Source organism: Kitasatospora sp. NPDC059722 (genome assembly GCF_042733235.1).
Taxonomy (GTDB): Bacteria; Actinomycetota; Actinomycetes; order Streptomycetales; family Streptomycetaceae; genus Kitasatospora.
Window position 1 is genome coordinate 23,079 of sequence record NZ_JBHWGD010000062.1, and the last position, 13,017, is coordinate 36,095.

Below are 13,017 nucleotides of genomic sequence, written 5' to 3' on the forward strand. Positions count from 1 at the left end.
CACCGGCGTTCCCCGCTCTGATCCCCGATCTGACCCCCGCTCTGATCCCTCTCCGACCCCCCGACCGGAGTCACCCCATGCGGATCCCCGCCCTCCTCGCGGCAGCCGCCCTGCTGCCGCTCTCCCTCACCGCCGCGCAGGCCGCCCAGGCCGCCGCCGGCCCGGCCCACCGCTCGACGTACGCCAAGGACCTGAGCGTCCAGGTCAGCCCGCCGTCCTTCCCGACCGCGCCCGGCGCCGTCGGGACGATCCTGGTGACGGTCTGCAACAACGGCTCCGAGACGCCGGCCGACGGGGCGACCCTGGTGGTCAACGGCCCCGCCGATCCGTCGATGCGCCTGACCACCGATCACGCGGGCCCGGTGGACGGCGGCTGGAACTGGATCCGCTTCACCGTCGCCAAGGGGCTGGCACCGGCCACCTGCGAGACGGAGAAGCTCTACGGAGAGACCATCAGCACCACCCCCGGCCCGAAGACCTACCCCGGCGGCACCGCCGTGGTCACCTGGGACGCCGACCAGAACCCGAACGACAACTCGACCACCTGGTCCTGGGACACCTCCGCGCCCGTCACCGACGCGGTGCTGGAGATGTGGCGGCCCCCGAAGCCCGCCGCGCCCGGCAACCCGGCCGACTTCGAGGTGCTGGAGCGCAACCTCGGCCCTTCCACCGACTACCCGTGGCGCGGCCGGCTGACCGCCCGGCTCCCGCCCGGCTCCGAGTGGCTCGACAGCGCGCCGAGTGACAACAAGTGCGCGATCTCGGCCGACGGCACCACGGCCACCTGCGACGACATCGTCGGCAACACGTGGTCCCAGTACAACCGCGGCTTCGCGCTCCGGGTCGACCCGGCCGCGAGCCCGGGCACGAGCATCGCCGCGACGCTCACCTACGAGGCCCCGGCCAACCCGGACCCGCACACCTTCGTCCTGACGGTGCTCATCCCGGTGTGCTGAGTCGCGCGCTGAGTCGCTCGCCGAGCCCGGTGGGCCCGGTGGGCCGAACACACGGGTGGAGCCGGTCCCGTACCGGCCGCCCCCACCCTCCGCGGCCCGGGCGTCAGTGCGCCGCGATCCAGTCCGTGATCAGCTCGTCCAGCACGCCCAACGGCAGGCTGCCGTGCCCGATCACCTCGTGGTGGAACTCCTTCACGTCGAAGCGCGGGCCGAGCGCCGCCCGCGCCCGCCCCCGGTGCCGGACGATCTCCCGGCGGCCGATCAGGTAGGCCGTGGCCTGACCGGGCCAGGCGATGTACCGGTCGATCTCGTTGCGGACGTTGGCCTCCGTCGTGGCCGTGTTGTCCCGCATGTAGGCGATCGCCCGCTCCCGCGACCAGCCGAAGTGGTGCAGCCCGGTGTCCACCACCAGCCGCACGGCCCGCAGCGCGTCCAGCGACAGCATGCCGAAGCGGGAGAGCTCCGAGCTGTACAGCCCCATCTCGTCCGCCAGCCGCTCGGTGTACAGCCCCCAGCCCTCGACGTGCGCGGTCAGCTGCCCGGTCGGCTTCTGGCGGAACTCCGGCAGGTGGTGCAGCGTCTGGGCGACGGCGATCTGCAGGTGGTGGCCCGGCACGCTCTCGTGGAAGGCGATCGCCTCGTACTCGTACCGGAAACGGGTGTGCGGGCGCAGCGTGTTGATCCAGTGGGTGCCGGGCAGGCCGCCCGGGCCCGGCGGCTGGTAGTAGGCGAGCGGCGCGGTCTCCGCCTCGATCGGGTCGATCTCGCGGGTCACGCAGTCGGCGATCGGGTAGGCGCGGAAGTACCCGGCGGACGCGAGGCGGGCCCGCTCCAGCGCGTCGTCGGCGAGGGCGACGATCTCCGCCGCGCTGGCGAACCGCAGGGCCGGGTCCTCGCGCAGCGCGGCCAGCACGCGGTCGGTGCCGACGACGCCGAGCACCGTGGCGCCCAGCTCGGCGAACTCCTCGCGCAGCGCCGCCACCGCGTCCAGGCCGATCCGGTGGATCTCCTCCGGGGTGAGCCCGGGCCGGGTGTAGCGGCCGACGGCGTCCGCGTAGCCCTCGGTGCCGCCGGGCACGTGGCACACGCCGGCCTCGGTGTCCGGCCGGGCCCCGGCCGCGAGCCGCTGGGCCAGGCCCGCCCGGTAGCGGGCCACCGCGGGCCGCACGCCGTCGCGCACGATCGTCTCGGCGCGCAGCGCCTCGCGGCGGCCGTGCAGCGGGCGCAGCAGCTGGTCGTCGGCGAGACTCCCGGCGAGGTAGCCGTCGAGCTGGGCGATCGCGGCGTCGACGCCGCTGCGCAGCGGGCGGCGGCCCTCGACGGCGGCGTCGAGGTAGCGCTGGAGGCAGGCGTCGAAGTAGCCGGGCAGTCCGGCCAGGCGCTCCAGGTAGGAGTCGGCGCCCTCTTGGTCGACGGCGGTCATGACGAGGGACTGGAAGGCCTCGTTCTGGGGCGCCGCGATGGTCGCCGAGATGCTGAAGTCGGCGAGTCCGTGGGTGATCCGGCCGGTGCCGTTGTCGATCAGGCGGGCGAGGACGCGGTGCGTGATGCGGTCCTCGCCGTCGAGGGCGTCGAGGGGCACCGCGGCGAGCCGCGTCCCGAGGCCCTGCAGCACCGCGCGGTGTTCCAGGGCGGCCTCCCGGGACGGGTCCGGCACCTCGTGGGCGTGGCCCGCGACCCCGCTGAGCGTGGCGCCGAACGGGTCGTGCGCGTTCTCGGCGGCGAAGTACTCCTCGGCGAGCGCGGCGAGTTCGGCCTGGTGAGTCTGCTCGTTCATGAGAGGTGCCTATGACGAAACCTCAGGGGTCCGCAACCCCTGGGACGGCATTGGCCGTTGCGGGTTCATGCAGCCGGTTCGCGTTCATGCAGCCGGTTCGCGCGCCGGTCCGCGTGCCGTTTGCGCAGCTCGTCCGGGATGTGACGATGCCGGCCCCGTCGCTCTCGGGCGACGGGGCCGGCATCGGTTCTTCGGGGGCGGGGAGCGTCAGGCCTTCGCGGCCTTCGCGGCCTTGGCAGCGGCCTCCGCGGCCTCCTTCTCGTGCTTCGCCTTGATCCGGGCGGTCTCCTTGCGGACGTCCACCTGGTTGGCGCGCTCGTGCTGGAGCCACAGCGGGTTCTCCGCCTTGAGGGCGTCGATCTGCTCGGTGGTGAGCGCCTCGGTCACCCCGCCGCGGGCCAGGCCCGCGATGGAGACGCCGAGCTTGGCGGCGACCACCGGGCGCGGGTGCGGGCCGTTCTGGCGCAGCTCCTGGAGCCACTGCGGCGGGTTCGCCTGGAGGGCGGTGAGCTCCTCGCGGGAGACCGGGCCGTCCTGGAAGCTCGCCGGGGCGGCGTCGAGGTAGATCCCCAGCTTCTTGGCCGCCGTGGCCGGCTTCATGGTCTGGCTGGTCTTCTGCTTGAGCGATGTCATGAGGACAAGGGTAAGGGAGCGCGCGGGCACTTCCGGTCACGGTCGGTAGCGTCTCTGATCAGCGGAGGAATCCGATGCGGTCCTGCATGATCTTGCGGTTGCGGGATCGGTCGGTTCGGTTCCCACCTGGGAGGGGTGGCGTGGGCGTGCAGGTGGAAGCCCGCGCCCAGTGCCGCTCCGCGCGGCCGGTGGCCCGTGGCGGCTGTGCTGATCGTGGTCACGCCCTGGTGCCGGTGGGCTGCGCGGGGCAGCCGGGTCCGGCCCGTTGGTGCGTGTCCCTCCGGACGCTGGCCGGCCGGGCCCGTTGGCCCGGCCGGGGAGGGAACCTCACGTCGCCTGGGCGTGAGGCGGGTTGTTCGCGGGCGGGTGGGACCGGTCGTCGACCGGTCCGTCCGGGCCTTCGGGGTGGCCGTGATCACGGCCTTGGCCTCCATCGTGTCCACGACCATGTGGATCGTCATGGTGTCGCCGGGGCGGGCGGTGACGGTCTTGGTCTGGTGGGCGAGGCCGCGTGCGGCGATCCTGCGCCAGGCGCCCTGGTCGCGGTCGCCCTGCCAGCCGCACTGCGGGTCTGGACAGATCGCCCATTTCCATCCCGGCACGGTGGGTCGGTCCGGGGCTTTGCGGTGTCGCAGCGGGGTGAGGCAGAACGGGCAGTGCTTGCTGGTGTTGCGCGGTGGCACGGTGACGACGGCGATGCCGACCCCGGAGGCGAGGTGGCGCATGCGGTCGGTGATCAGTCCGCGCACGGTCTGGGACAGTCGGGTGTTCTGAGTGCGGCCCATGCCGCCCGCCTCCATCGACCGCAGGTCCTCCAGGTAGATCACGCTGGTCCCGGCTGCGACGGCCTGGTCGACAGCCCAGCGGGCGGCGGACCAGGCCAGGGCCTCATTGAGGTTGGAGCGGCGCTGCGAGATGTGCCTGATCTCCTCGTTCAGCGTGGCCTGCTTGCCGTCCAGGACGGGATCGGCGAGCCGGGCATAGTGATCGGCCTTGGCACGCAGCCGTTCGAACTGCCGCCGGAGCCGGTGCTGCTTGGCCAGCGCGCCGGCGGCCCGGAACTGCGCGCCCGTGCCGAGCGCGGTCGTCTTCCCGTCGTCGTGGAGGCGGACGGCCCCGGCGGACAGAAGGGTGTTCAGGCCCCAGTCCACGCCGAGGGCCACGGTGTGGCCGGTCCGCCGGGCTTTGGGGACCGGGTGGGTGTGGGCGAGATCCGCCCGCACCTTCCCGTCGACGGTACGCAAGGTGGGCAGGTGGAGTACGGCATTCGCCGGGATCGTGGGCGGGAGCGCGATCGGGCAGGCCACCCACGCCCAGTCCCCGTATGTCTCCGGGGCGGGCCGTGTGGGCAGTTGCAACCGCAGGATCGCCTTCGCCGGGTCGGCCTCGCAGCGCTCGATGGTGGCCTGCTGCCGGTCGCAGGCGGCGAGCAGCAGCATGCGGGACACACGGGGCGTGGGTTCCAGCTCGAACACATCTGCCGGAAGGCGGCCGTTCCTGCGCTCGAATGCGGCGATCTGCCGGGTGCGGGACCTGATGACACCGGACGACAGATGCCCGCCGCCCGGTACGGCGGAGCGGACCGCGTCCCATTCCGCGGCGGTGCGTCCGGCCGGGTCGCCCGGCCACGTTGCCAGGACGCCGGACACCAGGCCGGCGCGCCATGCCACCGCCCGCAGGGAGCGACCGGCCTGTTCCTGGGCCATGCGCACGATCCGGTCGTTCACCTTCGCCGGGGCGGCCACGGTCCAGCCGAGGCGGCGCAGTGCCATCCAGGCGTTGGGCGGCAGCTTGCGGCCCCCGGCGTCCTCACCGGACGCCAGGATGTGCACGTCGGGGGTGTTCCAGTGCTCGGCGACGAGTCGCCCGGCCATGCGCGATACGAGTTCCAGGCACCACCCGATCCGCTCGGCCAGCGCGGGAACCGGGATGATCTCGCCGGTCTTCTCCTCCACGCCCGTGCGGATCATGATGCGGGCGCACGCCGTGCGGGAGGTCTCGCCGTCGGCGAGTGGAGGTTTCCGGCTCACGTCACGGGGATCTTCCTCGAATCCGCCCACGGCCGAAGCGCCACCGGGTGAACACCCGGATGCCTTACGGCTCTTGACGGTCGAAGGTGCTCCATGCAGTGAGCCTACGGTCACTGTGGGTCATTCAACAAATTCGTTAGCCTTGCCCTGTGACAGACATGCAGGTGAACCCGTCCTTCCGGCTCGCGTACGTCCCCGGCGTCACCCCCGGCAAGTGGGCGCGCGTCTGGGGCGAACGGCTCCCGGACGTCCCGCTCGACCTCCTCGCGGTGCCCGCCGCCGACGGCGAGCGGGCCCTGCGGGAGGGCGACGCGGACGCCGGCCTGGTGCGGCTGCCCGTCGACAAGGACGTGCTGAGCGCCATCCCGCTGTACACCGAGACCACCGTGGTCGTCTTCCCCAAGGAGCACTGGCTCGCGGCCGCCGAGGACGACGTCGCCCTCGCCGACCTGGCCGACGACGTCGTCTTCCACCCCCTGGACGACACCCTCGGCTGGACCGACCTGCCCGGGCGCCCCGCCATCGAGCGCCCGGCCACCACCGGCGACGCGATCGAGCTCGTCGCGGCCAACGTCGGCGTGCTGCTGGTGCCGCAGTCCCTCGCCCGGCTGCACCACCGGCGCGACCTCACCTTCCGGGCGGTCGCCGACGCGCCGCAGTCGCAGGTCGCGCTGTCCTGGCCGCAGGAGCGGACGACGGACCTGGTCGAGGAGTTCATCGGCATCGTCCGGGGGCGGACGGTGAACAGCTCGCGCGGGCGGGGCGCGGCCCCGGCCCCCGAGGCGAAGAAGGCCGAGCCGAAGAAGGCGGCGGCCCGCAAGCCGCAGCCCCAGAAGGCGGGCCAGAAGACCGGGCAGAAGTCCGGCCAGAAGCCGAGGCCGAACGCCGCCGCCGCCAAGCGGGGCAAGCCGAGGCGCGGCCGGTAGCCCGCTCCCGGGTGCCGGCCGGGCGAGTACCGGTCGGGCCGGGTGCTGGCCGGGGCCCGGCGGGGCGCGTACCGTCGGCCCCGCCCGCCCGCCCGGGGCGGAGCCGAGGGTGCGAGGAGAGCGGCCGTGTGGCACGACCTGGTAGTCGTCCAGATCCCGATCGTCGAGAAGGTCCTGCGCACGATCGCCGTCTACGCGCTCATCCTGGTCCTGTTCCGGGTCGCCGGGAAGCGCGGGCTCGCGGGCCTCAACACCTTCGACATGGTGGTCGTCTTCCTGCTCTCCAACGTCGTCCAGAACGCGATCATCGGCAACGACAACAGCCTCCTCGGCGGCGCCATCGGGGCCGTCACGCTGATCGCGGTCAACTCGGCCGTCACCCGCTGGCTCGCCCGCGACCCGCGCGCCGCCCGCCTGCTGGAGGGCACGCCGACGACGGTCGTGCGGGACGGCGAGCTCGTCCCGGGCGCCCTGCGGGAGCTCGCGCTGCGTCCGTCCGAGCTGGAGCACGCGATCCGGGTCCAGAACGGCGACGACGTGAGCGGCGTCGCCCGCGCCCGCCTGGAGCCCGACGGCCAGCTCCTCGTCACCCTCAAGGCCGCCGAGCAGAGTGCGACCCGCGGGGACGTCGAGGAGCTCCGGCAGCGCCTGGACAGGATCGAGCGCCTCCTGACCGACCTCGGCCGACGGCCCTGACCCGCCGGTGCCCGGTCACCGGCGGCGGGTGAGGGTGGCCGTGAAGGGGCGGGGGCACATCGCGGCGCTGCGCATCGGGCGGACGGGGCGGCCGGGGGCCGGGGTGACCGTCCAGCGGGCGGCGATGGTGGCGATGGCGAGGACGGCCTCCGTCGTCCCGAACGCGTCCCCGATGCAGCGGCGGGCCCCGGCGCCGAAGGGGGCGTAGGTGCCCAGGGTGGGGCGGGCGGTGTCGAGCCAGCGGTCGGGGTCGAAGCGGTCGGGGCACGGGAACAGGTCGGCCCGGCGGTGAAGCAGGTAGGGGCTGAACAGGATGGTCGCCCCGGCCGGGACGTGGTGCCCGCCCAGCTCGGTGCCGTCCCCGGTGACGACGCGGCTGAGGAGCCACGAGACCGGGTAGAGCCGCAGCGTCTCGCTGACGACGCGCGCGGTGAGCGGCAGGGCGGGCAGGTCCTCGTGGCGGGCGGGGCGGCCGTCGAGGACGGTGTCGAGCTCGGCGTGCAGGCGCTCGCGGACCGCCGGGTGGGCGGCGAGCAGCGTCCAGGTCCAGGAGAGCGTGGCGGCGGTGGTCTCCATCCCGGCGAGCAGGAAGGTGATCACCTGGTCGTGGATCTCCTCGTCGGTCAGCCCGCTGCCGTCCTCGTCGCGGGCGGCGAGCAGCATCGAGAGCAGGTCGTGGTGGTCGGTGCCGGCGGCGCGGTAGTCGGCGATGAGGCGGCGGGTAATCTCGGCGAGGTCGGCGCGGGCGCGGTGGTAGCGGCGGTTGCCGGGGGTGGGGATCCGGTCGGCGCCGGGCAGCGGCATCATGATCCGCCGGGCGACGCCGTGGGTGACGACGTCCATGGCCCGGTGGACGGGCAGGGCCCCGGCCCGCTCGTGGGCGGCGAAGAGGCAGCGGGCGGTGACGGCGGTGGTCAGGCGGTACATGGCGGCGGGGACGTCGACCACCTCGCCGTCGCGCCAGGGCGCGGTGACGCCGGCGATCTCGTCGGCCATCATCGCGGCGTAGCCGGGCAGCCGGTCGCGGTGGAACGCGGGCTGGAGCATCCGGCGCTGGCGGCGGTGCGCGGCGGCGGGGCAGGTGGCGAGGCCGTCGCCGAAGACCTCGCGGGCCTTGTCGACGACGAGCCCGCCCTTGTCGTAGGTGCGGTCCTCGGTGAGCATGCGGCGGACGAGGTCCGGGTGGCAGGCGACGTACGCGTCCATCGGGCCGAGCCGCAGCCGCACGAGGTCGCCGTGGGCGGGCAGGCCGGCCACGAAGGCGTACGGGCGGCGGACGAAGGCCGGGACGTGGCCGAGCAGGGGCAGGGCGCCGGGGGCGGTGGCCGAGGTGTACTGGGTGGGCACGGGCGTCACCTTGGGGGTGCGGGGGCAGGTGACCGGCAGCTTCCCCGGCGGGAGTCGGCGAAACGAGCGCCGGGCGGCGGGCTGGTGAACACGGGGGCGTGCGCCGAACACCCGTGCGCCGTCCGGGGGTTGGCCCGGGGCCGGCCGGAGGGGTGGCAGGCAGGGTGGTCGGCGGGGCGGTCGGCCGGGTCGGAGCGGGGCTATCCGCGGGCGCCGTCGCACGCCTAGACTGCCAACCTCTTGCGAGACTACCGGTCAGTAGGAATTGGGGAGTTGGGATGGCCGACGAGCGGGTCCACGCGTTCACCGACGACGCCCTCGGCGAGCACGACGCGGTGGCGCTCGCCGCCCTCGTGCGCGCCGGCGAGGTCAACCCCCGGGAGCTGGTCGCCGCGGCCGTCGCCCGCGCCGCCCGCGTCGACGACACGCTGCTGCCCCTCGCCCACGACTCCCACGACCGGCCGCGGATCAGCCGCGAGGGCATCGGCGGGCCGCTGTGGGGCGTCCCGACCTACCTCAAGGACAACGTCGACCTGCGCGGCCTGCCCACCGCCAACGGCAGCGCCGCCTACCGGGCCCGGCCCGCCCGGCGCAACGCCCGCTTCACCGACCAGTTCCTCGCCACCGGCCTCGCCGTCCTCGGCAAGAGCCGGATGCCCGAGTTCGGCCTCAACGCCTCCACCGAGTTCGCCACCGCCCAGCCCGTCCGCAACCCGTGGAAGCCCTCGCACTCGCCCGGCGCCTCCTCCGGCGGCGCGGCCGCCCTGGTCGCCTCCGGCGTCGTCCCGATCGCGCACGCCAACGACGGCGGCGGGTCGATCCGCATCCCCGCCGCCTGCTGCGGCCTGGTCGGCCTCAAGCCCACCCGCGGCCGGCTGGTCACCAACGCGCAGAGCGGCAAACTGCCGCTCGACATCGTCACCGACGGCGTCGTCACCCGCTCCGTGCGGGACACCGCCGCGTTCCTCGCCGCCGCCGAACGGCACCGCGCCGACCCGCAGTTGCCGCCGGTCGGCCTGGTCGAGGGCCCCGGGCGGCGCAAGCTGCGGATCGGCCTCGTGGTGGACTCGCCGATCGCCAAGACCGACGAACCCACCCGCCGCGCCGTCGAGGAGACCGCCGCCCGCCTGGAGGCCCTCGGCCACCACGTCGAACCGACGACCCTGCCCTTCGACGAGGGGTTCTCCCGCGACTTCGTCTCCTACTGGGGCTACATCGCCTGGGCGATCTCCGTCACCGGCAAGCTGATGTACGACCCCGGCTTCCGCGCCCGCGACCTCGACGGCCTCACCACCGGCCTGCGCCGGGGCTACCAGCGCGAGTTCCGCCGCACCCCGGGCGTGCTGCGCCGCCTGCGGGCCGCGGAGGCCACGTACGCGGACATCTTCCGCACCCACGACGCGGTCCTGTCCCCGGTGCTCGCCCACGTCGCCCCGCCGATCGGGCACCTGAGCCCGAACGTCGCCTTCGACGAGCTGATCGAGCGGCTGCTGCGCTATGTCGCCTTCACGCCGGTCAACAACGTCACCGGCGGCCCCGGCATCGCCCTGCCCACCGGCGCGGCCCAGAACGACCTCCCGATCGGCGTCCACCTTTCCGCCGCCCACGGCCAGGAGCGCCTCCTCCTGGAACTCGCCTTCGCCCTGGAGGCCGACCGCCCCTGGCGCCGCATCCAGGACTGAGCGGTCGGCCGCCGCGAGCGGCGCCGGACGCCGCGCGACCAGTGGGTGCCGAGCCTGCCGAGGCGCTGACCCCCCCGATCCTCCGACGTGCCCGGCCTCAGGTCCTACCCGGCCGGTGCCGCCACCGCCCTGGCCGCGCGGACCTCGTGGTGGACGCGGAACAGGGCGCAGTCCGGCGGCAGCGGCGCCTCCACGGCGGCGGCGGGCAGGGCGGTGCCGGTGCGCAGCGCCTCGGCCAGGTCGCCGAGCTCGCGGGTGACCGCGGCCACCTCGGCCCGGGAGGGGACGGGCGCGCCGTGCTCGACGCGGACCCTGGTCGCGGTCGTGGTGTCGACGATCCGCTCGACGGCGATCACCAGCGGCCACCACGCCTGCGCCCGGGCACCGACCGGCGGGGGCTCGGTGAGCGCGCGCTGGAACTCGGTGCGCACGGCGGAGAGGTCCCGGTACAGGCGCCGCCGGTAGCGGGCGCGGGCGGGCTCGTCGCGGCCGGGGCCGGTGGTGAAGGCGAGCGAGACGTAGGAGGCGGTGTCCGCGACGGCCTCGGCCAGGCGGTCCCCGATGCGGGTGTGCCAGGACTCGGGCCACAGCAGGTAGCCGGCCAGCAGCGAGATGGCGCAGCCGATCAGCGAGTCGACGAGCCGGGGCAGCACGAGGTGGAAGCCCTGGTGGTTGAGCAGGTCGGAGAGCATGAGGATCACCGGTGTGATGGCCGCCGTCTGGAACGCGTACCCCTTGGCGGACAGCGCCGGGATCAGCGTCGCGAGCGCCGCCATCACCGGGACGTCCCACCAGCCGTGCGGCACCTCGGCCAGCACGGGGATCGCGATCAGCAGTCCGGCCGCGGTGCCGAAGGCGCGCAGCACCGCCCGGGAGAACACCGAGCCGAAGTCGGGCTTCATGACGAACGTGACGGTGAGCGTGACCCAGTACGAGCGGGGCACCGCGATCACCGACACCAGCACCTGCGCGAGGCCGATGCACAGCGCGAGCCGCAGCCCGTACCGCCAGGACGCGCCGGACAGCAGCAGGGCGCGCGCCGCCCGCCGGGCCCGTTCGTGCAGCCCGGCGGGCCGGCCGAGGCGGTCGTCGGCGGCGTACGGGTCCGGCGCATCCTCCCGCACGACGGTGGCGGCGTGGCCGATGGCCTCGTCCAGCGCCCGGGTGGAAGGACCGGCGGGCTCCGGGAGCGCGAGCGCGGGGGACGGCCCGGTGCGGCCCGCCTCGACGGCGTCCGCGAGCCGTCGCACCGCCGCCGGGTAGGCGGCCGGCAGCGGGCCGAGGTCGCTCGGGCGCAGCTGGGCCGCCGAGGCCGCCTCGACCACCGGGATCACCGCGTTGAGCTGGGCGAGCAGCCGCACGAGGGTGGGCGAGCGGCCGTGCCGCCGGGCCCGGCGGGCGAGCAGCAGGTCGTAGGAGTGGTTGAGCGACTGGGTGAGGGCCTGGCGCGTCGCGTCGTAGCCGGGGGAGCCGGTGGCCTCCAGGAGCTCGGCGACGGCCCGGTACGTCCCGGCGACGACCGCGCGCTCGGGCGTGCCGCCGCGCAGCGGCCACGCGAGCAGGGTGAGGACGAGCACGACCCCGCCGCCCGCCAGGAGCAGCACCGGCGGCAGCCACCACGGGGACGGCAGTGGCAGACCCGCGCCGACCACGGCGTTGAGCAGCAGGAGCAGCCCGGACACCGACGCGACCGCGCCGATCGACGAGATCATGCCGGAGACCAGCGCGATCAGCGTGAGCGCGACGACGGCCGTCCAGCCCTCGTGGAAGACCAGGGTGCCCAGCAGGACGCCGAGGGCGCCGAACAGCTGCGGCACGGCGATGTTGAACACCCGCATCCGGTAGGCGTCCGCGGTGTCCCCGATGACGCCGGACAGCGCTCCCATCGACACCAGCGCCCCGTACCCGGGCCGTCCTGCGGCCGTCCCGACGGCGAGCGGCGCGGCGAGCGCCACCGAGGCCCGGGCGGCCGCGGCCCACGGGATCGGGGCACGGGCGGGCCGCAGCCCCGCGGTCAGCCAGCCGGGCGGGGCGAGCCGGGCGGCTCGGGAGCGGCGTGCCATGGGAAAAAACTACGGCGAACCGCCGGGCCGGGCCCCCGGAACGCGGCCTACGTCAGGAGTCGTAGCGTGAGGGGGACCGCAGACCGAAGCGTGGCACGGCGTCCGGTCACCAGGATGGGCGCGGACGATCTTCGTGCCCCCGGTGTCGCGGGGCCGGAAGGGAAGTACGGCGGATGGACGGCGTGGACGGCGTGGACGGCGTGGACAGCGCACGGAGCCGGACGGCACTGGTCGAGGACCTCATGGAGCGGTTCCCCGACGTGCCGCGCGAGGCGGTGATCAAGGAGGACCTGCTGCGCGGCGGCATGGCCTTCGACGAGTCCGCGCTGAGCAGCAGCGGCGGGGACGGCACGGGGGAGGTCAAGCCGAAGTCGTACTTCATCTTCTCCTTCGACCACCGCACCCTGCCCGAGCTCGGCGCCGCCGCGCTCAACCGGCCGCCGGAGGAGATCGTGCTGACCGGCGGTCCGTACGGGCTGCGCCGCACGGTGGTGTCGGTGCGGGTGAACCCCGACTCGCCGTACCGGGTGGGCGCGGGCGAGGACGGCGCGCTCGGGCTGTACCTGGACGGCGCGCGGATCGCGGACGTGGGCCTGCCGCCGATGCCGGACTACTACCGGCACACGCTGGAGAAGGGAAGCCGGTGATGGAGGTGGCCCCGACCATCCTGTGGGACTAGCTCCAACACCGGCTTCCGGGTCTGCCAGAACTACGGCACCAACAGGAGTGCCAGTTCTGCGACTTGGCATCCTCCCCGCTGTGCGGCGGGGATTCCCTCCGGCGCTGCGGCTGGATTGGTCGGGCGGTTACCCGCCGTCCTGGTTGGCGCTTCACGGACCCGCTCACTCGCTGGAGGTCTCCACGCCCTGCATCCGCCTACCCGGCGGCCGTACAGCAATGCCATCGC

At 74.5% G+C, this 13,017-nt stretch carries 9 protein-coding genes and 1 pseudogene; 5 read left to right on the forward strand and 5 right to left on the reverse strand.

Annotated elements, in window-relative coordinates:
* The first annotated feature begins 77 nt into the window (after positions 1-77).
* A complete protein-coding gene (locus tag ACFV4F_RS31055; protein WP_380507442.1) occupies positions 78-956 on the forward strand; it encodes a hypothetical protein in 879 nt (292 codons plus the stop codon).
* 103 nt (positions 957-1,059) lie between these two features.
* On the opposite strand, the gene ACFV4F_RS31060 is transcribed toward ACFV4F_RS31055, so the two are convergent.
* The 3 genes from ACFV4F_RS31060 to ACFV4F_RS31070 all read right to left on the reverse strand — a co-directional run bounded on the left by ACFV4F_RS31060 (position 1,060) and on the right by ACFV4F_RS31070 (position 5,396).
* Entirely contained in the window at positions 1,060-2,733 is a 1,674-nt protein-coding gene (locus ACFV4F_RS31060; protein ID WP_380507445.1) for a DUF885 domain-containing protein, read from the reverse strand.
* Between the two features lie 207 nt (positions 2,734-2,940).
* Positions 2,941-3,366, reverse strand: a complete 426-nt coding sequence (locus ACFV4F_RS31065) for a DUF5997 family protein (protein WP_380507447.1) — start codon at positions 3,364-3,366, stop codon at positions 2,941-2,943.
* Positions 3,363-5,396, reverse strand: coding sequence for a zinc ribbon domain-containing protein (locus ACFV4F_RS31070; RefSeq protein ID WP_380507450.1), 2,034 nt, complete (start codon positions 5,394-5,396; stop codon positions 3,363-3,365). Before ACFV4F_RS31070 ends, ACFV4F_RS31065 begins: the two co-directional genes overlap by 4 nt.
* A 158-nt stretch (positions 5,397-5,554) precedes the next feature.
* Between ACFV4F_RS31070 and ACFV4F_RS31075 the strand changes: the two genes are divergently transcribed.
* Positions 5,555-6,322 carry a LysR family substrate-binding domain-containing protein gene (locus ACFV4F_RS31075; protein WP_380445159.1) on the forward strand — a complete coding sequence of 256 codons (768 nt, stop codon included), beginning with the start codon at positions 5,555-5,557 and terminating at the stop codon, positions 6,320-6,322.
* Between the two features lie 126 nt (positions 6,323-6,448).
* Positions 6,449-7,018 carry a DUF421 domain-containing protein gene (locus ACFV4F_RS31080; protein ID WP_380507453.1) on the forward strand — a complete coding sequence of 190 codons (570 nt, stop codon included), beginning with the start codon at positions 6,449-6,451 and terminating at the stop codon, positions 7,016-7,018.
* Between the two features lie 15 nt (positions 7,019-7,033).
* Here the strand turns inward: ACFV4F_RS31080 and ACFV4F_RS31085 are convergent, their stop codons facing one another.
* Entirely contained in the window at positions 7,034-8,365 is a 1,332-nt protein-coding gene (locus ACFV4F_RS31085; protein WP_380507456.1) for a cytochrome P450, read from the reverse strand.
* A gap of 278 nt (positions 8,366-8,643) precedes the next feature.
* Between ACFV4F_RS31085 and ACFV4F_RS31090 the strand changes: the two genes are divergently transcribed.
* Positions 8,644-10,047 carry an amidase gene (locus ACFV4F_RS31090; protein ID WP_380445130.1) on the forward strand — a complete coding sequence of 468 codons (1,404 nt, stop codon included), beginning with the start codon at positions 8,644-8,646 and terminating at the stop codon, positions 10,045-10,047.
* Positions 10,048-10,151: 104 nt separating this feature from the next.
* On the opposite strand, the gene ACFV4F_RS31095 is transcribed toward ACFV4F_RS31090, so the two are convergent.
* Complete coding sequence (locus ACFV4F_RS31095; protein ID WP_380507459.1) at positions 10,152-12,110, reverse strand: FUSC family protein; 1,959 nt, start codon at positions 12,108-12,110, stop codon at positions 10,152-10,154.
* 173 nt (positions 12,111-12,283) lie between these two features.
* Here ACFV4F_RS31095 and ACFV4F_RS31100 point away from each other — a divergent pair.
* A pseudogene (locus ACFV4F_RS31100) lies at positions 12,284-12,887 on the forward strand (radical SAM protein); the annotation flags it as partial.
* Positions 12,888-13,017 lie beyond the last annotated feature (130 nt).